Genomic DNA, 21,064 nt, shown 5'->3' with positions numbered 1-21,064 from the left:
TTTTTGAAACACAGTCTTTTGCGCAAGTTTATTTTCTGCCGATCTGTTACACATTCTTAGTTAACTTTTAACGAATTTGTGGCAATCCTGAAATCCTGTAGAGGAGGAAACAGGACATGATTCGCACGATCACGATCGGAAGCTGTATTTCTGTCCAGGGTGTCTTTGAGCGTCAGGTGTCGAACGGCAATATCATTGTCCGCGTCGGCACCAAGACCTACGAAGGAAAACCCGTGGTTATGGCCTGAAAAGGCCCGGTACAGTGCCAGTGAATATAAACGGGGCTGCCGATAGGTAGCCCCGTTTTTTGTTGTTCTAACCCGATCTCCGCAAGGACCGGTCGCTGCTGCGGATAAAAAAACCGGCCCTGAAGGCCGGTTTTTCCGTCTGAAAGAGCAAGGCTTACAGCTGGCGCTGCACTTCCTCGCGCTCGAAGATCTCGATGACATCGCCCTTGCGGATGTCGTCGTAGTTTTCAAAGGCCATGCCGCATTCCTGACCGGACTGCACTTCCTTGACCTCATCCTTGTAGCGCTTCAGCGTCTTCAGCGTGCCTTCGTGGACGACCACGTTGTCGCGCAGCAGGCGCACGCCTGCCGAACGGCGTGCCACGCCTTCGGTCACCAGACAGCCTGCGACGTTGCCGACGCCGGTGACGCGGAAGACTTCGCGGATCTCGGCATAGCCGATGAAGTTTTCGCGCACTTCTGCCGACAGCAGGCCCGAGGCCGCCGCTTTGATGTCATCCACCAGATCATAGATGATCGAGTAATAACGGATCTCGACACCTTTCTGGTTCGCGGCATTGCGGGCCGGAGCGTTGGCGCGGACGTTGAAGCCGATGACCGGAGCCTCGCTGGCTTCGGCCAGACCGATATCGGATTCCGTGATCGCACCGACGCCGTAATGCAGCACGCGGACGCGCACCTCGTCGTTGCCGATCTTTTCCAGCGCCTGAACGATGGCCTCGGCCGAGCCTTGCACGTCGGCTTTGACCACGACCGGAAGCTCGGCCACGTTCTTGTCGGCCTTCGCCTTGGCCAGCATCTGGTCCAGCGTGATCGCGGCACCGGCAGCGGCGCGTTTGTCCTTGGCGGCGTTGATGCGGTAATCCGCAATCTCGCGCGCCTGCGCTTCGGTCGAGACCACGTTCAGCACGTCGCCCGCGGCAGGCGTGCCGTCCAGACCCAGAACCTCGACCGGAACCGAGGGACCGGCTTCGTCGATCCGCTCGCCCTGATCGTTGATCAGCGCGCGGACCTTGCCCCACTGTTCGCCGACGACGAAGATGTCGCCGCGCTTCAGCGTGCCGTTCTGCACCAGAACCGTCGCGACGGGGCCGCGGCCCACGTCCAGCTTGGCCTCGATGACCGCGCCTTGTGCCGCGCGTTCGGGATTTGCCCGCAGCTCAAGGATTTCCGCTTGCAACGCAATGGCTTCCAGAAGCTGGTCCAGACCCTTGCCGGTCTTGGCCGAAACCTCGACATCCTGCACGTCGCCCGACATCGCCTCGACGACGACTTCGTGCTGCAGCAGCGCGGTGCGGACCTTTTGCGGGTCGGCTGCCGGCTTGTCGATCTTGTTGATCGCCACGATCATCGGCACTTTCGCCGCTTTCGCGTGGTTGATCGCCTCGATCGTCTGCGGCATCACGGCGTCATCCGCCGCGACGACCAGCACCACGATATCCGTCACATGCGCGCCACGGGCCCGCATCGAGGTGAACGCGGCGTGGCCGGGCGTATCCAGGAAGGTCAGCAGCGCGCCGTTCGAGGCTTTCACCTGATAGGCACCGATATGCTGCGTGATGCCGCCCGCTTCGCCCGAGACGACGCTGGTCTTGCGGATGGCGTCCAGAAGCGAGGTCTTGCCGTGGTCGACATGGCCCATGATCGTGATGATCGGGGCGCGCGGCTGCAGATCCTCGGCCTTGTCCTGAACCTGCACGATGACCTGTTCGACATCGGCATCCGACACGCGGACGGCGCGATGGCCGAATTCGTCGATCACCAGCTCGGCGGTATCGGCGTCGATGGCCTGGTTGCCGGTGACCATCAGGCCCATGCGCATCAGCGATTTGATGACATCGGGCGTGCGCTCGGCCATCCGGTTGGCCAGTTCCGACACAAGGATCGTTTCGGGCAATTGCACATCGCGGGCCTGCTTTTCGGCGCGCTGGTGGCCGCCCATGGCCTTTTGCCGGGCTTTTTCCTGCTTGCGCTTCATCGCGGCCAGCGAACGCTGACGCCCGCCTTCGCCGTCCATGGCCTGGCTCAGCGACAGCTTGCCGGTGCGACGGTTGTCGTCACGGCCCTTGTTGCGGTCGTTATTGCGGTCATCGGCCGGGCGGGCATCGCGCTCACGCTCGGTCTTGCGCGGCGTGGTGGCGGTGACGCCCTTGGTCTCGGCGCGTGCGGCAGCAGCCTCGGCCGCGGCGCGATCGGCCGGTGCGGCGGGGCGGGCGTCCGGAGCCTTGGGCTTGGTGACCTCGGCCTTTTTCTGGGCGCGGAGTTCGGCTTCGCGGGCGCGGCGCTGATCCTCTTCGGCCTTCAGCCGCAGGGCTTCCTCGCGTTCGCGGTCCTCGCGCTCTTTGGCCTCGATCTCAAGGCGACGACGCTCACGCTCTTCCTCGCGGGCCTTTTCCTCGGCTTCGCGCTGCGCTTTTTCCTCGGCCTCGCGGGCTTTGGCGGCGCGCAGGGCGGCCATGCGGCGCTCCATCTCGGCATCCGAGATGCCTGCGGGACGGCGCGACGGATCGCCCGAAACAGCCGAGGGCGAACGACCGCCGCCCGCCGCCGGACCGGGCTTCGGAGCCGGCACGACAACGCGCTTGCGCTTGGTTTCAACGACCACATTATGGGTCCGGCCGTGGCTGAAGCTTTGCTTCACCTGGCCCGAACGACCAGCGCCACCGCCAACACCCAAGGGTTTCTTTCCGTCCGTATCGCTCATTCCGCTTTTCATTCCTTCCCGGCGGATGCACCGCCGTCATGCCCGCGCAGACCAGTCAGTCTGCTCGCGTCCCTGATCAGTTTGTCGGTCAGGCCCCCCGGCGCAAGCGCGCTGTGTATGACATGATCGCGCCCAAAGGACAAACCCAATTCTGATGCGGTCAGGCAGCCGAACCAGCGCCCGCCCGGGGGCGTCCACAGTTTGCCTTTTCCGCGTTCGGACCCATCGCTGGCCTGCAAAAGCACCTTTGCCCTGCCGCCAGCCAACCAATCCTTGACCTTCTCGAAGCCTGCCACGGCAATGCCGGCCTTGCGGGCCAGCGACAGCGTGTCGACTGCGCGCCTCGCCAGACCGTCTTCGATCATGGCAAGCAGTTCGGGCGGAGCGGCGACCTGCGCCTTCGCTCCGCGTGAAAACAGCCCCTTGCTGGCTGCCTTGTCCAGTGCTTTGCGGTCGGCCACGACCCAGAAGCCACGACCGGGCAGCTTTTCAGCCAGATCCGGCACGACTTCCGCATCGGGGCCCGCGACAAAGCGGATCAACCCAGCTTTCGGCTGGGTTTCGCCCGTGACGATACAACGCCGTTCGGGCGTATCGCGGTCCTTGTCCCGGCCCCCGCGTGTCATCGACCTCCCGGGGCGTTACACCCCGGCCTCCTTGTCATCTTCGGCCTCGGCCGCCGGGGCATCGCCTTCGCCTTCGGCTTCCTCGGTCTCGAACTCGGTCGGATCGACCCAGCCCAGCATGACGCGCGCGGTCATCACCATGTTCTGCGCTTCTTCCAGCGACACGTCATAGGGCTCAAGAATGCCCTCGTCCTTCTTGCGTTGGCCGTTTTCCGTGGTCCAGCCACCGGCGATTTCCCAATCCGCCAGCGTGGCGAAATCTTCCAGCGTCTTCACGTCGTCCTTGGCCAATGCCTCGACCATCTGCGGCGTCAGACCCTCGAACTCGATCAGGCTGTCTTCCGCCCCCAGCGCGCGGGCGTTTTCCAGAGCGGCCTTGTTGGCAGCCTCCAGATGCTCGCGGGCGCGGGTCTGCAGTTCCGATGCCGTGCCTTCGTCCACGCCGTCGATGGACAGCAGTTCGTCCAGATCGACATAGGCCACTTCTTCCAGATTGGTGAAGCCTTCGGCCACCAGCAACTGGGCAAAGAATTCGTCCAGATCCAGCGCGTCCATGAACAGCTTGGTGCGCGCGTTGAATTCGGCCTGACGGCGCTTGGATTCTTCTTCCTCGGTCAGGATGTCGATATCCAGCCCGGTCAGCTGGCTGGCCAGCCGCACGTTCTGACCCCGACGCCCGATCGCAAGGCTAAGTTGTTCATCCGGGACCACGACTTCAATACGCGAGGCGTCCTCATCGAACACGACTTTCGCCACTTCGGCGGGTTGCAGCGCATTCACCAGGAACGTCGCCTGATCGTCCGACCACGGAATGATGTCGATCTTTTCGCCCTGCAGCTCGCCCACGACGGCCTGAACGCGGCTGCCGCGCATGCCCACGCAGGCGCCCACCGGGTCGATCGAGTTGTCATAAGAGATCACGGCGATCTTGGCGCGCGATCCCGGATCCCGGGCGCAGGCCTTGATCTCGATCACGCCGTCATAGATTTCCGGCACTTCCATCTTGAACAGTTCCGCCATGAACTGCGGATCGGTGCGCGACAGGAAGATCTGCGGGCCACGCGTCTCGCGGCGCACATCCTTGACATAGGCGCGGATGCGGTCGTTCGGGCGATAGCTTTCGCGGCCGATCTTTTCGTTGCGGCGCAGGATCGCCTCGCCACGGCCCACATCCACGATGATGTTGCCATATTCCTCGCGCTTGACGACACCGTTGATGATGGTGCCGGCGCGGTCCTTGAATTCTTCGTATTGGCGATCACGCTCGGCTTCGCGGACGCGCTGCAGGATGACCTGCTTGGCCGACTGCGCGGCGATGCGGCCCAGTTCGACCGGCGGCACTTCGTCCACTATCTCATCGCCGATCTGGGGATTGTCCAGATAGGGCGCGGCCTGCTTGACGGTCAGTTGAGCCTGATAATTCTCGACGGCTTCGTCTTCGACGACGGTGCGCACGCGGGTGAAGGTGGCATTGCCGGTCTTGCGGTCGATCTTGACGCGGATGTCCATCTCGCTGCCATAGCGCGACTTGGCGGCACGGGCCAGGCTGTCCTCCATCGCCTCGATCACCAGATCGGGGTCGATCATCTTTTCCCGCGCGACGGCCTCGGCGGTTTGCAACAGCTCAAGCTGGTTGGCTGAGGTGATGGCCATTCGTCACTCCTTCGCAGCGGCGTTGTCATCGCCAGCTTCTGTTTCGATCTCGTCAAAGGCGGATTCGTCCAGATTGTCGATCTGGATGCCCGCGTCTTTCTTCTGTTTCAGCATCTCGGCGATCAGGTCGTCGGTCAGCACCAGCTTGGCATCGGCCAGCCAGTCGAAATTCAGCCCGATGGTCTGGACCTCGCCCGCTTCGTCGATGTTCAGCAGAACCTCGTCGCCCTCGATGCCCGCAAGCGTGCCCTTGAAGCGCTTGCGCCCGTCGATGGGCTGGTTGGTTTCCAGCCGGACCTCGTAACCTTCAAAGGTCGCGAAATCCTTCAGCCGGGTCAGCGGGCGGTCGATGCCGGGGCTGGAGACCTCAAGGTGATAGTTCTCTTCTATCGGGTCTTCCACATCCAGAACGGCGCTGACGGCGGTCGAGATATCGCCGCAATCGTCCACGTTGATGCCGCCTTCCGGACGGTCGGCCATGATCTGCAGGGTCGCGGTCTTGCCGCCCTGCAACCGGATGCGCACCAGTTCAAAGCCCAGATCCTCGATCACCGGAGAGATGATCTCGGCCAGACGGCGGTCAATGGCGGTCTTGGCGATAAGGTCGGTCATGATCGCTATCCCAAAATGCAAAAACGGGCCTGAAGGCGGCCCGTGCGTAATCCCGGTGGGCAGGTTTTGGACACCTGCGCCGCTGTTGAGCGTTCATATAGGCCCGCATTCGGCGGATTGCAAGAAAAACCGCTACTGCCCCGCGCCGGGGTTCAGACGCCAGATGCGGAAGTTCAGCGCCGCCGCAACGCACAGCCATGCCAGATAGGGCAGGATCATCATCCCGGCCCACAGGTCCAGCCGAAAGGCCTCGACCATCAGCGCCGCGACGACCAGCCACAGGATCGCGATGATCGCCATGCCCGCAGCCATGCGGCGCGCGCCGAAAAACACCGGAGTCCACAGCGTATTCAAGGCGATCTGCGCCCCCCAAAGCGCCAAGGCCATTCCCGATCCCGGCAGGCCCGCCAGCCGCGCCCCGGCCCATGCCATCAGCACATAAAGCGTGGTCCATGTGACGGGAAATGCCCAGTTGGGTGGGGTAAAGCCGGGCTTGCGCAGCCCCTCATACCATGCGCCGGGCTGAAACAGGATGCCCGTGGTGGCCGCCGCACCGCAGGCCAGCAGAAAGATCAGGAATGTCATGGCCGTCCCTTAGTCATCGCGCCCGAAAGGTGGCGCATCCCGCCAACTATCCATCACCCGCACCAGTTCCGCAGCGATTCGCGGCTCGCTCAGCGCGTGGCCAGAGGCGGGAACCATCCGCAACTCGGCCTGGTCCCAGCCCTCGGCCAGCTCCCATGCGGTCAGGGGTGGGCAGACCATGTCATAGCGGCCCTGCACGATCACGGCGGGCAGATGTTCGATCAGGGGACGGTCGCGCAGAAGCTGGCCTTCCTGCAGGAAGCAGTCATGCGCAAAGTAATGGTTCTCCAGCCGGGCAAAGGCGCGGGCGTAATCGGGCGGCGCATGGCCCGGCCCGCTGATCTCCAGCCCGGCCAGCGCGTTTTCCCACATGACCCACGGCAGGGCGAACCGCAGTTCCTGCCCGCGATCGCCGCTGAACAGACGGCGGTGATAGGCGGCGATCATGTCGCCACGCTCGGCTTCAGGGATCGGGCGCTGAAAATCCGCCCAGCGGTCGGGAAAGAACCGCGCGACACCGCCGCCGTAAAACCAGTCCAGTTCCTGCCTGCGCCCCAGAAACACGCCGCGCAGCACAAGGCCCAGCACGGCAAAGGGATGCGCCTCGGCATAGGCCACGGCCAAGGTCGCGCCCCAGCTGCCGCCGAACAGAATGGCGCGGCGGATGCCAAGTTCCTGCCGGATGACCTCGATGTCGTGGATCAGATGGCGGGTGGTGTTGTTCTCGACCTCGGCATGGGGGCGCGACCGCCCGCAGCCACGCTGGTCGAACAGCACGACGCGGAAATGCGCCGGATCGAAAAACCGGCGCATGAAGGGGCTGCAGCCGCCACCGGGGCCGCCATGCAGGACGATGACGGGCACGCCCTGCGGATTGCCGCTTTGCTCAAGATAGATGACATGCCCATCGCCCATGTCGATGCTGCGCTGGTCGAAGGGGTCGACCAAGGGATACTGTCTGCCGCGCGACGGATCGCCGCCGATTTGCCCTGCCAATCTGTCCATCCCCCCACTATATAGCCAGCGATGCCCGCGCGCCAAGACGAAGGACGACCTGATGACCGACATGCCCCGGACCAGCAGCATCGACCCCGCCGAGGTCGCCAAGTTTCAGGCCATGGCGGCCGAGTGGTGGGATCCGCAGGGCAAGTTCAAGCCGCTGCACATGCTGAACCCCACGCGGCTGGAATATGTCACCGCCCAGATCGCCGGTCAGTTCGGGCGCGACCGCGATGCGGATCTGCCGTTCCAGGGGCTGAGCATCCTCGATATCGGCTGCGGCGGCGGGCTGATGGCCGAACCGCTGGCCCGGCTTGGCGCGACGGTGACGGGGGCGGATGCCGCCGAACGCAATATCGCCGTGGCCAGCCTGCATGCCGAAGAGCAGGGGCTCGGCATCGACTACCGCGCCACCACCTCCGAGGCGCTGGCCGCAGAAGGCCACAGCTATGACGTGGTCATGGCGCTGGAAATCGTCGAACATGTTGCCGATCCCGCCAGCTTCATCGCCACCTGCCGCGATCTGGTGAAGCCCGGCGGGCTGCTGATCCAGTCCACGCTGAACCGCAATCCGAAAAGCTTCCTGATGGGGATCATCGGCGCGGAATGGGTGATGCGCTGGCTGCCCAAGGGCACACATGACTGGCGTCGCTTCATCACGCCGGACGAACTCGCCGCGATGACGCAGGCCACGGGGTTGGAGGTGGTGGACCGCTGCGGCATGGTCTTCAACCCTCTGGGCTGGAGCTGGTCGCTCTCGCATCGCGACCTGTCGGTGAACTATGCCATGACGGCGGTGCGCGCCGCCTGACTTGGCCAAAGCGGTTTCTCTGTTCCCCAAATACTCATGCGGCGGCGCGACCGGCGCGCTCAGCGGCCGTTCTGGCGCAGCGCCTCGGCCAGTTCCTTGCGCAGCAGGCGCAGCACGGGCAGGGCGGCCCGCACCCGCTCGGCGCCCACATCGCGCACGACATCGGCGATGCGCGGCATGAAGGCCGCAAGCGCTGCGTCGCGCGCCGCGCGTCCGGCGGGGCTGATCGACACGAACTTGCGCCGCGCATCGTCCCAGTCCGGGCGGATATGGATATGCCCGGCCCATTCCAGCCGCGACAGCGTGTTGGTCATCGCCCCGCGCGTGACGTGAAACGCCTCGGCCAACTCGGCCGGGCTGCGCTCGGCGCCGACATGCGCAAGCAGGTTCAGCACCGAGAAATGCGAGATCTGCATCCCCTTGGGCAGCGCCTTGCCGATGATCTCGCGGGCAAGCTGGTCGGCGATGAAAACCTCGGAAAACAGGCTTGCAGCCAAGGCATCGGCTGAAAACTCAGCAGTCGCAGGCTGGTTTTCTAAGGTCTTGTCAGGCATCGCACTCTCAGGGCGCCGAATAATCTCGGTCATGGGTCAGGGACGGGATGCGGGACCGTGCCTCAGCAACGGCATTGCGGTCAAGCGCAACAATCGTGACGCCGGGTTCCGTGCCGCCATCCGCGACGACGCGGCCCCAGGGATCGACGGCCAGCGAATGGCCATGGCTGCGGCGCGGTTTGCGATCCGGGCACAGGTGGTTTTCATGCGTGCCGCATTGTGCCGGGGCCAGCACCCATGCGCCGGTTTCAATGGCGCGGGCGCGCAGCAGCACCTCCCAATGCGCGGCGCCGGTCGTGTCGTTGAAGGCGGCGGGCACGGTCAGGATCTCTGCCCCGGCCTTGGCCAGATCGCGGTAAAGCTGGGCAAAGCGCAGATCGTAACAGACGGTCATCCCCACCGGCCACGGACCCGAGGCCAGAACCGCAGACCGGCCGGGACGAAAGGCCGAGGATTCGCGATAGGATTCGGTCTCGGAGACCGTCACGTCGAACATGTGCAGCTTGTCATAGCGCGCGCGGATCTGCCCGTCGGGCGCGATCAGAAAGCTGCGATTGGCAAAGCGGCTGTCCTGCGGGTCGTCGGTCTTCAGGGACAGCGACCCGATCAGCAGCCAGATGCCCAGCTCGCGCGCATCGCTGCGCAGGGCGGCCAGGGTGTCGTCCTGATCCTCGGGGCGCAGAACGCGGTCCTGCGTGGCGCGATCGGCATTCAGGATATTGGTGGCTTCCGGCGTCAGCACCAGATCCGCGCCACGGGCCGATGCCTCGCGGATCAGGGTGCGGGTGGCGGGCAGGTTGCGCTGGGGATCGTCGCTGACGCGCAGCTGCACAAGGCCCGCCACCAGCCCCGTCATGCGGTGATGCCCAGCATCGCGTCCAGCTTGCCCTGATGGTCCAGCGCATGGATGTCATCGCTGCCGCCGACATGCTGGCCGTCGATGAAGATCTGCGGCACCGAACGGCGGCCACCGGCGCGCTGGGTCATCGCCACACGCAGATCTGGATCGCGGCTGACATCGGTCTCAGTGTAATCGACGCCCTTCTTGCGCAGCAACGCCTTGGCTGCGATGCAATAGGGGCAGGTGGGGGTGGTATAGATCTCGACCTTGGCCATCATGTTCTCCGGGCGTGCGTTTTTCCTAATCTAGGTATCCTTGACCGCCCGCGCCAGCATCACGACCGAGATCGGCCCCGATCCGGCCTGACGCAGCACCTCGGCGGCCGTGCTCAGCGTCGCCCCCGAGGCCATCACGTCATCGACCAGCAGCACCGCCCGGCCCTGCACCCGACCGGCAAAGCGGGGCGTGACCGCCAGCGCGCCGTGCAGATTGGCAAAACGTTCGTCAGATCCGGCGTGATCCTGCATCGGCGTGTGGCGGGTGCGGCGCAGGGCATGGGGCAGATGCGTCAGCCCATGCACCTGCGCCACGCGCTGCGCCAGCACGGCGGCCTGATTGTATTTGCGTTTCGCCAGCCGCCGGGGATGCAGCGGCACCGGCACGACCAGCATGTCGGGCCGGATCAGCGGCGTCGCGGCGCGCGCCACCCAGTCGCCAAGCGCGGGCGCAAGATCCAGCCTGTCGCCGTGTTTCAGCATCAGGGCCAGCTTGCGTCCGGTATCGCGATAGACCAGCGCCGCCCGCGCCCGCAGCCATGGTCGCGGCACCCGCAGGCAGTCGTCGCACAGCAGCACCGCGCTGTCATCGTCATCATCGCCCGGCAAAGGCACCGCGCAGCGCTGGCAGCAGGCCCCGGTGATGAATTGCGCCTGTCCCCAGCAGGCCGGGCAAAGCGCGCCTTCCTCGGCCACCGGATCGCTGCAGCACAGACATTGCGGCGGATAGACCATCCGCAATGCGCCTTTCATCAGGGCGCGAAGCCCCCTATTGTGCGCGCTCATGAACCCTGCCCGTCAAAGCCCCGTTCCCAGCCTGACCGACCGCCGCGCGCTGATGCGCAACCGCAGCCGTGCAGACCGCCTCGGCCCCGTCGATTTTCTGCATCGAATCGTCGCCGATGAGGTCCAGCTTAGGCTGGCAGAGGTTAACAGAACCTTTACGGATGCCGCCGTCGTCACCGGAATGCCGGGCTTCTGGGCCAGGGAAATGCCGCAGGCCCATATCGTTGCGGATACCCCCGAACTGGACCTGCGGCCCGGCGCGCATGATCTGGTGATCCACGCGCTTGCGCTGCATTGGGCCGAAGATCCGGTCGGCCAGATCGTGCAATCGGCCCGCGCGCTTCGCCCCGATGGGCTGTTCATCGCCGCCTGTTTCGGCGGCCGCACCTTGCACGAATTGCGCGACGCCCTGACCCGCGCCGAGGCGCAGATCGCAGGCGGCCTGTCGCCCCGCATCCTGCCGATGGGCGAGATCCGCGATCTGGGCGCACTGCCGTCGCGCGCGGGTCTGGCGCTGCCGGTCGCCGATCAGATCAGTCAGCGCGTCAGCTATCGCGACCTGTTCCATCTGGCCCACGACCTGCGCGCCATGGGCGAGGCGAACGCGCTGGCCGCCCGGCTGCGTCATCCGACCCGGCGCGAGGTGCTGCTGCGTGCGGCCCAGATCTATGCCGAAAGCCATCCCGACCCCGAAAATCCCGGCCGCATCCCTGCGACCTTTGACCTGATTTTCCTGACCGGCTGGGCCCCCGATAACAGTCAGCAGAAACCGCTGCGTCCCGGCTCGGCCAAGGTGTCGCTGGCGGATGCACTTGCCAGCATGAGGAAGCCGCAGTGAGCCAGCCCCCCGCCAATCACCCCAAGCTGCCCAGCCCCCGCATCGGCGTGCTGATCGCCAATCTGGGCACGCCGGATGGCACGGATTACTGGTCGATGCGCCGCTATCTGTCGGAATTCCTGTCCGACAAGCGGGTGATCGACCTGCCGCGCTGGAAATGGCAGCCGCTGCTGCAAAGCATCATCCTGTCCAAGCGGCCCTTTACCTCGGGGGCGAATTACAAGACGATCTGGAACACCGAGGCGGATGAAAGCCCGCTGATGACCATCACCAAGGAACAGGTGGCGGCGCTGCGCGACCGTGCGGCGGCGCTGTGGGGGGGCCGGGTGATCGTGGATTTCTGCATGCGCTATGGCAATCCCTCGACCCGTTCGGTGGTGGACCGGATGGTCAAGGCGGGCTGCGACAAGATCCTGTTTCTGCCGCTTTATCCGCAATATGCCGGCGCGACCTCGGCCACGGCGAACGACCAGTTCTTCCGGGCGCTGATGGAACAGACATGGCAACCCGCGGCCCGCACCGTCGCCCCCTATTTCGACCGCGCCGATTATATCGACGCGCTGGCCGGATCGGTCGAGCGCGCGCTTGGCGGGCGCGTGCCGCGCAAGCTGATAGCCAGCTATCACGGCATGCCCAAGCGGTATCTGATGCAGGGCGACCCCTATCATTGCCAGTGCCAGAAGACATCGCGGCTGCTGCGCGAACGCCTTGGCTGGCCGGATGATGTGATCGACACGACCTTCCAGTCGGTCTTTGGCCGCGAGGAATGGCTGAAGCCCTATACCGTCGAACATGTCGCGGAACTGGCGCGTCAGGGCATCACCGAAATCGCCGTGATCTCACCGGCGTTTTCCTCGGATTGCATCGAGACGCTGGAGGAGATTCAGGGCGAGATCCGCGAAGCCTTCGAACACGCGGGCGGCAAGGAATTCACCTACATCCCCTGCCTGAACGCCGAACCCGCGCATATCGACGTGCTGACCACGATCATCGGCGAGAATTTGGTGGGGTGGATCTGATGGCTACGGTGGTGTCCGTCGCGCGCCATGCCGGGCATGAGTTTTCCAAGACGGTGGTCGAGGACATTAGAATCATCGCAGGCCACGGCATCGAAGGGGACGCACATGCGGGCGTCACCGTGAAGCACCGCTCGCGTGTCGCGGTCGATCCCGATCAGCCCAACCTGCGTCAAGTGCATCTGCTTCAGCACGAATTATTTGCGGATCTGGCGAAAAGCGGTTTCGATCTGAGCCCCGGCGATCTGGGTGAAAACATCCTGACCGAAGGCATATCCCTGCTGGATCTGCCGACCGATACCGTGCTTCGGATCGGCCCGGACGTGCTGCTTCGGGTCACGGGGCTGCGCAATCCCTGCGCGCAGATCGACAGTTTTCGGCCGGGTCTGCTGCAAAGACTTGTGCACAAGGGCGCGGATGGCAAGCTGGTCCGCAAGGCCGGGGTGATGGCGGTGGCTCTGGCGGGCGGCATGGTGCGCTGCGGTGACCGGATCGAGGCGATAAGGCCCGCTTTACCGCACCGCCCGCTTGAGCGCGTCTGATCCCCACGAAAAAGGCCCCCGAAGGGGCCTTTGACGTCAAATCAGCAGAACCTGTGTGCCGACCGTGGTCAGGTCGTACATCTGCTTGATGTGTTCGTTGTAAAGTCCGATGCAGCCGTTCGAGGATTTGCGACCGATCTTGCGCGTGTCATGCGTCCCGTGGATGCGGTAATACTGCCAGCTCAGCCACAGCGCATGCGTGCCCAGCGGGTTGTCCGGGCCGGGGCCGACGAAATCGGGCCATTCGGGGTTGCGCTTCTTCATCTCGGGGGTGGGGGCCCAGCTGGGGCCGACGACCTTCTTGATGATCTCGGTCCGGCCGGTGCGGGTCAGGTCGGGACTGACCGGAACCGAGGTCGGGAACAGCTTGTAGACCGACTGATCCTCGGACCAGTAATGCAGCGCGCGCGAGGTCAGATCGACAAGGATCGCGCCGTTCTTCAGATCGCTGAAATACGGACGCCAGTCCTGCGCGCGGAAACTGGAGATGTTGTGGCGCGAATTGGCGTTGCTGTCATATTGCACCATGCCCGCATCGGGCGTCGCGCCGCCTGCCGTGCCCATCAGCGGCTGGCCGGTATAGGGGTCGATCTGCTGCGCGATGGCTGGGGCCGCCAGCGCCGCAGTGCCGACCGCGACCGAGGTCGTCAGGAAGGTCCGGCGCGAAACCGGGTTGTTCGGCGTCTTCATCTGTCGCTCCTGAATAGGTGGGCCACCTGTCGCGGCCTTCTCTGCCCGAAAATGGAAGGATGTTTCTGTCGGCGGGATTACGCCTGATCGTCAATCTGCGCAATTCAAACAAGCGTCATTGTCGCAACAGGGCCGCACCCTGTTGCGCTCACGCAATCTTGGGTTTGAAGCGCGGCGGGGGCTTTTGTAAAGCTGTCGCAAAATATCTGGGGACAGATCCATCATGCTGAAAATTTCCACCCTCGTGCTGGTGTCGGTGCTGGCGCTGACGGCCTGCAACCGGCAGCCCGCCGTGCAACTTGGCCCCGATGGCCAGCCGCTGCCGGTGGCTTACAAGATCACGCCCAAGGAAGAGGCGCAGATCGGCCCGCGTGTCGGCGGCCAGATGAACATGCTGCGCGCCAATTCCGGGGCCGGTCCGCTGACCGAAAACCCGATGCTGGTGGCGGCGGCCAAGGCCCATGCCCGCGACATGTCGGCCCAGAACCGCGCATGGCATTTCGGCTCGGACGGGTCGTCGCCCTTGGACCGGATCCGGCGTCAGGGCTATATGGGCCAGCTGGTCGGCGAGAATATCTCCGAGACCTATGAAAACGACGTGACCACGCTGAATGCATGGATGCAGGTGCGCGACACCCGCGATGTCATCATGGACGGCAAGGCGACCGAGTTCGGCATGGGCTGGTATCAAGAGCCCTCGGGCAAGCTGTGGTGGGTGCTGCTGACCGCAGGCGGCGGTGCGCCGGGCATGGCCGTGGCCTCGGCCGGTGGTTACGCCGCGCCCGCGGGTGGCTATGGCGCCCCGGCGGGTGGTGGCTACGCGCCGACCAATCCCGGCTTCTAAGCGGGTCGCGAAACATGCTGATCGGGGCCGGACGATGCTCCGGCCCTTCGATATTCAGGCCCTTCGATGTTCAGGCCCTTCGATGTTCAGGCCCTGTGACGTTCAGGCCATGACACGTTCAGGCCGGCGTCGGCATCGTCACGATGATCGCGCCGCGGTCGGTCGCGACGACAGTATGTTCATACTGCACGCAACTGGCGCGGGGTTCGCTGTAAAGCGTCCAGCCGTCATCGCCATCGGTCGCCGAAAGCCCTCCGGTCGACAGGAACGGCTCGACCGTCAGGACCAGCCCCTTTTCGATGCGCCGCCGGTCGCGGTTGGGCCATGTGGCGATTTCTTCCGGATATTCGTGCAGTGACTGCCCGACGCCGTGGCTGGCAAGGTTGCGGATCAGCGTATAGCCGTTGGCCTTGGCAAAGCTGCCGATCGCATTGCCGATGCCCGACAGCTGCCTGCCCGCGCCTACCTGCGCGATGCCGATCTGCGTCGCGCGTCTGCCGTCGCGGCACAGCCGGTCAAGCGCGGGTCTGACCCGGCCCACCTGCCACGTGGCGCCCGTATCGGCGAAAAACCCGTCCTTCGAGGCGGAAACGTCGATATTCACCAGATCCCCGGCATTGATGACGCGCGTGCCGGGGATGCCATGGGCAATCTCTTCGTTCACGCTGATGCAGGTCGCGCCCGGAAAACCATAGGTGGATTGCGGGGCAGAGACCGCGCCTTCGCGGTCAAGACAGGCTTGGCCGATGCGGTCCAGTTCGGCGGTGGTCATGCCCGGCTCCAGCGCTTTGGCCATGCGCTGCATGGTGTCGGCGACGATGCGGCCGATCTGTTTCAGCCCCTCAAGCTGGGCTTCCTGGGTGATCGTCATTCTGGTCCCGCTGCGTGACTGGTCTGGCCGCGTTGAATATCAGAGAAAGCCGCGGATGTTGAGCGTCGCGAAACGGAAAACGGCCCTGCGCCGGACGCAGGGCCGTGGGGACTTGGCCATCGCAGGGGCAATGGCTCAGGGATAGATGAAGACCGAAACGCCGGTGTCGATCATCGAGAAGATCTCTTCGATCTCTTCATCGGTGACGGCAATGCAGCCTGCCGTCCAGTCGACCCGGTTCAGCAGGCGGCCATCGGGGCCAAGCCCGTGGATCATGATATCGCCCCCCGGCCGCAAGCCCGCCTTCGCTGCGCGCGCAACGTCCTGCGCCGATGGATAGGAGATGCCGACCGACAGGTGATAGCGGCTATAGGGGTTCTTGCGGTCGATGAAATAGCTGCCCTCGGGCGTCTTGCCGTCACCCTCGAACTGTTTGGCGCCCAGGGGCTGGTTGCCCAGATTGATCTTGTAGCTGCGCACGACATCCTTGCCAGCGACCAGATACATCTTGCGTTCGCTTTTCTTGACGATGATCTGCGTCACCGGCGGACCCGTATAGGGTCCGGGCTTGGCCGGAGCCTGACTGTCACCATCTCCACAACTTGCGACAAGCGCAATTGCAACGAACGCGATCAAAGCGCGAATTGCCCGTATCATCACTGCCCTCGACGTGCCAAAGCACTGTTTGTTTGGGCATTAAATAGCACGAGGGTTAAGATTCGCCTAGTTTCGGCGAATTTCTGCCACGGTTTCGACATGCGGCGACCAGCGGAACTGGTCCACAACGTAAAGCCGCACAATATCTAGCTTTCTTTCGGCCAGAATCCGCGCATCCTTGGCAAATGTGACCGGATCACAGCTGACCCAAGCCAGCGTGTCCGCCTGAGAAAGCGCGATTTCGCGGGCCTGCGCGGCGGCCCCGGCGCGGGGCGGGTCGATCACGATGGCGTGATAGTCCAGCTCGTCGGGCAGCAGCGGGCGGCGGGCAAGGTCGCGGACCTCTGTCGTGATTCGCCGCAGACCCGCCACGCGTGCGCCGCGATCCAGCGCCTGCAGGGGCGCGGCCAGCCCCTCGACCGCGTGAACCTCGGCGGTTTCGGCCAAGGGCAGGGTGAAGGTGCCGCAGCCCGCGAACAGGTCCAGCACCCGGCCTGCGCCGCGGGTGATGTCGCGCACGGCGGCGACCAGCGCCGCTTCGCCCTCTGGCGTGGCCTGCAAAAAGCCCCCGGCGGGCGGCACGACCTGCGCGCGGCCAAAGGCAATGGTGGGCGCGCGCCGGGTGATCGACTGGCCGTCCCATGTCAGCCGCGCCAAATCGCCCTGATCGGCCAGCGCCGCAAGCGCCTGAAACAGCCCCGGCTCGATCGGCTTGCCGCCCGTGACCGTCACGTCCAGCCCGGCGGGCGTATCGACGACGACCAGCGACAGCTCGCCCGAACGCGACCCCCCGGCGATGACCAGTTCGCGCAAAAGCGGCAGCGCGTCCTGAATGGCCGGGCGCAGCACATGGCAATCGGCGATGTCCACGATCACCTCGGAGGCGCGGGCGTGAAACCCAAGCAGCGCGCCTTTCTTGGTGCGCCGTCCCGACAGCACCGCCCGGCGCCGGGATCGGGGCGGCGAGACATGCACCCCGGCAATCGGCGCCTCCAGCCCCTGCGCGCGCAGCGCCTGCTGCACCACCGAGACTTTCCAGTTCTTCACGAAATCTTCCGACCCATGCATCAGCGAACAGCCGCCACAGGCGCGGTAATGCGGGCAGGCGGGCCTGACGCGCTGGTCCGAAGGCGTGACGATGCGCGGGCTGGCGATGCGGCCATCGCTGGCCTCGCCCTTGATCACCTCGCCGGGCAGGGTCAGCGCGGCCAGCGCGCGGGCATCGCCCGAAATGGCGACGCCGTCGCCCTTGCGGCCCAGCCGCTCGACACTCCAGTGGGTCACTCGGCGGCCTCGGTCGTGTCGTCGTCATCGGTGCCCAGAAAGCCGCCCGACTGGCGGTTCCAATAGCGCGCATAGGTGCCGCCAAGCGCCAGCAGCCGGGCGTGGCTGCCCTGTTCGACGATGCGCCCGGCCTCCAGCACGATGATGCGGTCCAGTTCCGCGATGGTCGAAAGGCGGTGCGCGATGGCCAGCACCGTCTTGCCCTGCATGGCGCGGTGCAGCGCGTCTTGCACCTGCGCCTCGACCTCGCTGTCCAGCGCGCTGGTGGCTTCGTCCATGATCAGGATCGGCGCGTCCTTCAGCAGAGCGCGCGCCAGGGCGATGCGCTGACGTTGCCCGCCCGACAGCTTGACCCCGCGTTCGCCCAGATGCGCGTCATAGCCAGTGCGTCCCGCATGGTCCTGAAGCGTCAGGATGAAGTCATGCGCCTCGGCGGCGCGGGCGGCGGCGAAGATTTCGTCATCGGTGGCGTCGGGGCGGCCATAAAGGATATTCTCGCGGGCCGAGCGGTTGAACATCGCGGTTTCCTGCGTGACCATGGCGATATTGCGGCGCAGGCTTTCCTGCGTCACTTGCCGAACGTCATGGCCGTCCACCCGGACCGTGCCCCGTTCCACGTCGTAAAGCCGCAGCAGCAGCGAGACCATGGTGGACTTGCCCGCGCCCGACGCGCCGACGATGCCCAGCTTTTCGCCCGCCGCAATGTGCAGGTCCATGTCGCGTATGCCGCCGCTTTCCCGGCCATAGGCAAAGCTGACATGATCGAAATCGATCTGGCCCCGCGCCCGGCCCAGCACCAGCGCATCGGGCGCGTCGGTCAGGCTGTGCGGCGGCGACAGGGTCTGCATGCCGTCCTCGACCTCGCCGATGGAACCCCAGACGCCCATCAGCGCCATGCTGACCCAGCCGGTCATCTGCGCCAGCCGCATGGCGATCGCGCCCGAGGCCGCGATGTCGCCCGCCGTCGCCAGCCCCTGATGCCACAGATACATCGTGCCGCCGACAAGGATGACCGGCAAGGCACCGGCAATGGTCATCAGCGACAGGCGAAACCATGTGCTGACGCGGCCGAAATCCAGCGCACGCTCGCGAAAGCCCGCCATTGCGCCCAGGGCGGTGCGGTCCTCATGCGCGGCATTGGCGAAGAGCTTCACCGTCTTGATATTGGTGATGGTGTCGACGACCTGCCCCGTCACCATCGCCCGCGCCGAAGCCCTTTCGGCCGAGCGGGACCGGATGCGCGGCAGAAAGAACCGGATCAGCAGCACATAGGATGCCAGCCAGATCAGCAGCGCCACCGCGCCAAAGGCATCCACGCCGATCAGAAACGCCGCAGAGCCGATGACCGAGGCCAGCGCAAAGGCCACCACGTTCACCATCTCCGAGGCGACATCCGTCACCGCCCGCGCGGTTTGCATCTGCTTTTGCGCGATGCGGCCCGCAAAGTCGTTGTCAAAGAACGTCACCGAATGGCCCATGGTCCAGCGATGCAGTCGCGACAGCACCAGCGGCAGCACATTGGGCCCGATCATCACGCTGGAACTGGCGGTCGAGAGCCCGAACACCGCCGGGCGGATGACCAGAAAGAAGCTGACGAAGGTAAAGACCAGCCAGCCTTGCTGCGACCAGAACTGATCGGCGGGGGTCGAGACCACGGCGTCGATCACCCAGCCCAGCAGCACCGCCGAGATCACATCCGCCACCCCGCCCATGGCCGAGGCGATGGCGGCCAGCGTCAGGCCCGGCCATGCGCCCGCAAGGCACCAGCGAAAGAACGCCAGCAGCGTGCGCGGCGGCGGGCCTTCGGCGGGACGGAAGGCGTCGATCATGCGGGCGAAATAGTTGTGCATCGGGCCTAACCCTGATCCTTGGCGGGATGTTCCAGCGCAAGCCGGCGCAAGTCATCGCGCGACAACGCGAAGCCGCTGGCGATAAAGGCATCCTCGGCCCGGCGCAAGGCATCCCCCAGCGCCGGGCCTTGCACCTGACCCATCAGATCCTGCGCGGCCAGCGGAAATTTCGCCTCGGCCGCTTGGGCGATGGCATGGCACCAGCCGAACAGCGGTTCATCGCCGCGTGCGGCGCGGATCAGCGTGGCTTGCGCGGCGATGGCGCGGCCCATGCGATAGGCGGCCTCGGGGGCGGGCATGGCCATGGCCTGCTGCAACTGCTGCTGCATCCGGGCCTCATCGCGGGACAGGCGCAGGGCATCGGCGGGATCGGTCGCGTTCAGCAATGCCAGACGACGCGGCCATTTCGGCAGCGCGCCATGGCCGAAATCATGCTCGGCCTCGACCAGCGCGGGCATGTCGCGGGCATCCGCGCCGGGCAGGGCGGCGGCCAGCGCGCCGCCTTGCGCCATCAGCGCCAGCGCCTCGGACGGGTCGGGGGCCGACAGCAGCTTGCGCATCTCGGCCCCGATGCGTTCGTGCGAGATGCGCGCCAGACCCGCCACGCCGTCGCGACATGCGGCCAGCGCATCGGGATCGGCCTGACCGGGCGCGCCATACCAAGCGTGAAAGCGGAAAAACCGCAGGATGCGCAGGAAATCCTCGGCAATGCGGGCATGGGCATCGCCGACAAAGCGCAGACGGCGCGCGGCAAGGTCGGGCAGCCCGCCCACCGGGTCCAGAACGCGGCCATCGGCATCGCAATACAGCGCATTCATGGTGAAATCGCGGCGCTGCGCGTCTTCGGTGATATCGTCGGAAAAGGCCACGACCGCGCGCCGCCCGTCGGTTTCCACATCGCGGCGGAAGGTCGTGACCTCATAGCCTTTGCCATCCGCGACGACGGTAATCGTGCCATGCGCGATGCCGGTGGGCACGGCGCGCAGCCCGGCGGCCCCGGCCAGATGGATCACGCGGTCGGGCCGGGCCGAGGTGGCGATGTCGGTATCCGAAACCGCGACCCCCATCAGCGCATTGCGGACCGCGCCGCCCACGATCAGCGCCTGATGGCCGTCGCCCGTCAGCGCAGCCATGACGCGACGCAGGCCGGGATCGGACAGGAAGGGGGCGGAGATCCGGGTCATGGCGTCAACCGCAGGGCCAGCGAATGCAGCACGCGCGCCGTCGCCCCCCAGATGTAATAGGGGCCATAGGGTGCGACATAATAGGACCGCCAGCCCCCCCGCCACAGCCGCTTTTCGACGCGGTAGCGCGCGGGATCCGCGACATGGGAAAAGGGCACGGTAAACACCTCCTCGACCTCGCCTGCTTCGGGACGGGGGGTAAAGGGGCCGTGGATCAGCGCCAGCACCGGCGTCATCGAGAAATCGGTGACGGTGCGATGCGCGGGCAATGTGCCCAGCACCTCGACCTGCGCGGGGTTCAGGCCGATCTCCTCATGCGCCTCGCGCAGCGCCGCGGCGGTGGCATCGGCATCGCCCGGATCGACCTTGCCGCCCGGCAGCGCGATCTGGCCGGGATGGTGGCGCAGGCTGCTGGCGCGCTTGGTCATGTAAAGCCGCCCTTCGGGGTCGAAGGCCGCCAGCACGCCCGCCGCCCGCAGCACCTTGCCGCCCGGAGCCGTGGCGTCGAAATCGTAATCCGATGACGGGCCCGAGGATTGCCCAAGGGCCCGTATCAGCCGGTTGCGCAGCAGATCTTGCGGCGCGCCGTCCACC

Annotated in this window: 23 protein-coding genes; 6 read left to right on the top strand and 17 right to left on the bottom strand. The window is 65.5% G+C overall.

Features of this window, described 5'->3' with window-relative positions:
- The first annotated feature begins 116 nt into the window (after positions 1-116).
- A complete protein-coding gene (locus GL284_RS21770) occupies positions 117-248 on the top strand; it encodes a hypothetical protein (RefSeq protein ID WP_255453220.1) in 132 nt (43 codons plus the stop codon).
- 154 nt (positions 249-402) lie between these two features.
- On the opposite strand, the gene infB is transcribed toward GL284_RS21770, so the two are convergent.
- The 6 genes from infB to pip form a co-directional block, all read right to left on the bottom strand.
- A complete protein-coding gene (infB, locus tag GL284_RS01895; protein ID WP_155042937.1) occupies positions 403-2,952 on the bottom strand; it encodes a translation initiation factor IF-2 in 2,550 nt (849 codons plus the stop codon).
- Positions 2,953-2,960: 8 nt separating this feature from the next.
- A complete protein-coding gene (locus GL284_RS01890) occupies positions 2,961-3,578 on the bottom strand; it encodes an RNA-binding protein (protein ID WP_155042936.1) in 618 nt (205 codons plus the stop codon).
- 15 nt (positions 3,579-3,593) lie between these two features.
- A complete protein-coding gene (nusA, locus tag GL284_RS01885) occupies positions 3,594-5,231 on the bottom strand; it encodes a transcription termination factor NusA (protein WP_155042935.1) in 1,638 nt (545 codons plus the stop codon).
- A 3-nt stretch (positions 5,232-5,234) separates the two neighbouring features.
- Positions 5,235-5,843: a ribosome maturation factor RimP gene (gene rimP, locus GL284_RS01880; RefSeq protein WP_155042934.1), complete on the bottom strand. Its 609-nt coding sequence runs from the start codon at positions 5,841-5,843 to the stop codon at positions 5,235-5,237.
- A 132-nt stretch (positions 5,844-5,975) separates the two neighbouring features.
- Positions 5,976-6,428, bottom strand: coding sequence for a tryptophan-rich sensory protein TspO (tspO, locus tag GL284_RS01875; RefSeq protein ID WP_155042933.1), 453 nt, complete (start codon positions 6,426-6,428; stop codon positions 5,976-5,978).
- Between the two features lie 9 nt (positions 6,429-6,437).
- Positions 6,438-7,433 carry a prolyl aminopeptidase gene (gene pip, locus GL284_RS01870; protein WP_155042932.1) on the bottom strand — a complete coding sequence of 332 codons (996 nt, stop codon included), beginning with the start codon at positions 7,431-7,433 and terminating at the stop codon, positions 6,438-6,440.
- 61 nt (positions 7,434-7,494) lie between these two features.
- Here pip and ubiG point away from each other — a divergent pair, with 61 nt between their 5' ends.
- A complete protein-coding gene (gene ubiG / locus GL284_RS01865; RefSeq protein WP_155042991.1) occupies positions 7,495-8,238 on the top strand; it encodes a bifunctional 2-polyprenyl-6-hydroxyphenol methylase/3-demethylubiquinol 3-O-methyltransferase UbiG in 744 nt (247 codons plus the stop codon).
- 59 nt (positions 8,239-8,297) lie between these two features.
- On the opposite strand, the gene GL284_RS01860 is transcribed toward ubiG, so the two are convergent.
- From GL284_RS01860 to GL284_RS01845, 4 genes are read right to left on the bottom strand one after another with little or no spacing between them, the layout of a single operon-like run.
- Positions 8,298-8,792: a MarR family winged helix-turn-helix transcriptional regulator gene (locus tag GL284_RS01860; protein ID WP_155042931.1), complete on the bottom strand. Its 495-nt coding sequence runs from the start codon at positions 8,790-8,792 to the stop codon at positions 8,298-8,300.
- A gap of 7 nt (positions 8,793-8,799) precedes the next feature.
- Positions 8,800-9,639 (bottom strand): carbon-nitrogen hydrolase family protein, encoded by an 840-nt coding sequence (locus GL284_RS01855; protein WP_155042990.1) that lies wholly within the window; start codon positions 9,637-9,639, stop codon positions 8,800-8,802.
- A gap of 5 nt (positions 9,640-9,644) precedes the next feature.
- Positions 9,645-9,908 (bottom strand): glutaredoxin 3, encoded by a 264-nt coding sequence (gene grxC / locus GL284_RS01850; protein ID WP_155042930.1) that lies wholly within the window; start codon positions 9,906-9,908, stop codon positions 9,645-9,647.
- Between the two features lie 30 nt (positions 9,909-9,938).
- Entirely contained in the window at positions 9,939-10,694 is a 756-nt protein-coding gene (locus GL284_RS01845; RefSeq protein WP_230382883.1) for a ComF family protein, read from the bottom strand.
- Between GL284_RS01845 and GL284_RS01840 the strand changes: the two genes are divergently transcribed.
- From GL284_RS01840 to GL284_RS01830, 3 genes are read left to right on the top strand one after another with little or no spacing between them, the layout of a single operon-like run.
- Positions 10,693-11,532, top strand: a complete 840-nt coding sequence (locus GL284_RS01840) for a methyltransferase domain-containing protein (protein WP_155042929.1) — start codon at positions 10,693-10,695, stop codon at positions 11,530-11,532. The genes GL284_RS01845 and GL284_RS01840 overlap by 2 nt on opposite strands.
- The gene (gene hemH, locus GL284_RS01835) at positions 11,529-12,551 is read left to right on the top strand and encodes a ferrochelatase (RefSeq protein ID WP_341870253.1); all 1,023 of its coding nucleotides are present in this window, start codon (positions 11,529-11,531) and stop codon (positions 12,549-12,551) included. The genes GL284_RS01840 and hemH overlap by 4 nt, the downstream gene beginning before the upstream one ends.
- Positions 12,551-13,090, top strand: coding sequence for an MOSC domain-containing protein (locus GL284_RS01830; protein ID WP_155042928.1), 540 nt, complete (start codon positions 12,551-12,553; stop codon positions 13,088-13,090). Before hemH ends, GL284_RS01830 begins: the two co-directional genes overlap by 1 nt.
- A gap of 36 nt (positions 13,091-13,126) precedes the next feature.
- On the opposite strand, the gene GL284_RS01825 is transcribed toward GL284_RS01830, so the two are convergent.
- Complete coding sequence (locus tag GL284_RS01825) at positions 13,127-13,780, bottom strand: L,D-transpeptidase (RefSeq protein WP_155042927.1); 654 nt, start codon at positions 13,778-13,780, stop codon at positions 13,127-13,129.
- Positions 13,781-14,003: 223 nt separating this feature from the next.
- On the opposite strand from GL284_RS01825, the gene dalA reads away from it, so the two are divergent.
- Complete coding sequence (gene dalA, locus GL284_RS01820) at positions 14,004-14,624, top strand: divisome-associated lipoprotein DalA (RefSeq protein WP_155042926.1); 621 nt, start codon at positions 14,004-14,006, stop codon at positions 14,622-14,624.
- A gap of 118 nt (positions 14,625-14,742) precedes the next feature.
- On the opposite strand, the gene map is transcribed toward dalA, so the two are convergent.
- From map to GL284_RS01790, 6 genes are all read right to left on the bottom strand, one after another.
- Positions 14,743-15,495, bottom strand: coding sequence for a type I methionyl aminopeptidase (map, locus tag GL284_RS01815; protein ID WP_155042925.1), 753 nt, complete (start codon positions 15,493-15,495; stop codon positions 14,743-14,745).
- Positions 15,496-15,630: 135 nt separating this feature from the next.
- Positions 15,631-16,152 (bottom strand): L,D-transpeptidase family protein, encoded by a 522-nt coding sequence (locus GL284_RS01810; protein WP_155042924.1) that lies wholly within the window; start codon positions 16,150-16,152, stop codon positions 15,631-15,633.
- 66 nt (positions 16,153-16,218) lie between these two features.
- Positions 16,219-17,436, bottom strand: coding sequence for a class I SAM-dependent RNA methyltransferase (locus tag GL284_RS01805; protein ID WP_341870255.1), 1,218 nt, complete (start codon positions 17,434-17,436; stop codon positions 16,219-16,221).
- Positions 17,433-19,286 (bottom strand): ABC transporter ATP-binding protein, encoded by a 1,854-nt coding sequence (locus GL284_RS01800; protein ID WP_155042923.1) that lies wholly within the window; start codon positions 19,284-19,286, stop codon positions 17,433-17,435. The genes GL284_RS01805 and GL284_RS01800 overlap by 4 nt, the downstream gene beginning before the upstream one ends.
- Positions 19,287-19,291: 5 nt before the next feature.
- Positions 19,292-20,470, bottom strand: coding sequence for a CCA tRNA nucleotidyltransferase (locus tag GL284_RS01795; protein WP_155042922.1), 1,179 nt, complete (start codon positions 20,468-20,470; stop codon positions 19,292-19,294).
- Positions 20,467-21,063: an NUDIX domain-containing protein gene (locus GL284_RS01790; RefSeq protein ID WP_196216698.1), complete on the bottom strand. Its 597-nt coding sequence runs from the start codon at positions 21,061-21,063 to the stop codon at positions 20,467-20,469. The genes GL284_RS01795 and GL284_RS01790 overlap by 4 nt, the downstream gene beginning before the upstream one ends.
- Position 21,064 lies beyond the last annotated feature (1 nt).

It is taken from the genome of Paracoccus shanxieyensis, assembly GCF_009711265.1.
In the GTDB taxonomy this organism is placed as follows: Bacteria; Pseudomonadota; Alphaproteobacteria; order Rhodobacterales; family Rhodobacteraceae; genus Paracoccus; species Paracoccus shanxieyensis.
Note: the sequence above shows the minus strand (reverse complement) of the source record. Positions and strands in the feature narration are given on the sequence as shown.

Coding starts and splice junctions, on each gene's coding strand:
- GL284_RS21770 (WP_255453220.1), top strand. CDS start 117: ATGATTCGCACGATCACGATCGGAAGCTGTATTTCTGTCCAGGGTGTC.
- infB (WP_155042937.1), bottom strand. CDS start 2,952: ATGAGCGATACGGACGGAAAGAAACCCTTGGGTGTTGGCGGTGGCGCT.
- GL284_RS01890 (WP_155042936.1), bottom strand. CDS start 3,578: ATGACACGCGGGGGCCGGGACAAGGACCGCGATACGCCCGAACGGCGT.
- nusA (WP_155042935.1), bottom strand. CDS start 5,231: ATGGCCATCACCTCAGCCAACCAGCTTGAGCTGTTGCAAACCGCCGAG.
- rimP (WP_155042934.1), bottom strand. CDS start 5,843: ATGACCGACCTTATCGCCAAGACCGCCATTGACCGCCGTCTGGCCGAG.
- tspO (WP_155042933.1), bottom strand. CDS start 6,428: ATGACATTCCTGATCTTTCTGCTGGCCTGCGGTGCGGCGGCCACCACG.
- pip (WP_155042932.1), bottom strand. CDS start 7,433: ATGGACAGATTGGCAGGGCAAATCGGCGGCGATCCGTCGCGCGGCAGA.
- ubiG (WP_155042991.1), top strand. CDS start 7,495: ATGCCCCGGACCAGCAGCATCGACCCCGCCGAGGTCGCCAAGTTTCAG.
- GL284_RS01860 (WP_155042931.1), bottom strand. CDS start 8,792: ATGCCTGACAAGACCTTAGAAAACCAGCCTGCGACTGCTGAGTTTTCA.
- grxC (WP_155042930.1), bottom strand. CDS start 9,908: ATGGCCAAGGTCGAGATCTATACCACCCCCACCTGCCCCTATTGCATC.
- GL284_RS01840 (WP_155042929.1), top strand. CDS start 10,693: ATGAACCCTGCCCGTCAAAGCCCCGTTCCCAGCCTGACCGACCGCCGC.
- GL284_RS01845 (WP_230382883.1), bottom strand. CDS start 10,694: ATGAGCGCGCACAATAGGGGGCTTCGCGCCCTGATGAAAGGCGCATTG.
- GL284_RS01830 (WP_155042928.1), top strand. CDS start 12,551: ATGGCTACGGTGGTGTCCGTCGCGCGCCATGCCGGGCATGAGTTTTCC.
- GL284_RS01825 (WP_155042927.1), bottom strand. CDS start 13,780: ATGAAGACGCCGAACAACCCGGTTTCGCGCCGGACCTTCCTGACGACC.
- dalA (WP_155042926.1), top strand. CDS start 14,004: ATGCTGAAAATTTCCACCCTCGTGCTGGTGTCGGTGCTGGCGCTGACG.
- map (WP_155042925.1), bottom strand. CDS start 15,495: ATGACGATCACCCAGGAAGCCCAGCTTGAGGGGCTGAAACAGATCGGC.
- GL284_RS01810 (WP_155042924.1), bottom strand. CDS start 16,152: ATGATACGGGCAATTCGCGCTTTGATCGCGTTCGTTGCAATTGCGCTT.
- GL284_RS01800 (WP_155042923.1), bottom strand. CDS start 19,286: ATGCACAACTATTTCGCCCGCATGATCGACGCCTTCCGTCCCGCCGAA.
- GL284_RS01795 (WP_155042922.1), bottom strand. CDS start 20,470: ATGACCCGGATCTCCGCCCCCTTCCTGTCCGATCCCGGCCTGCGTCGC.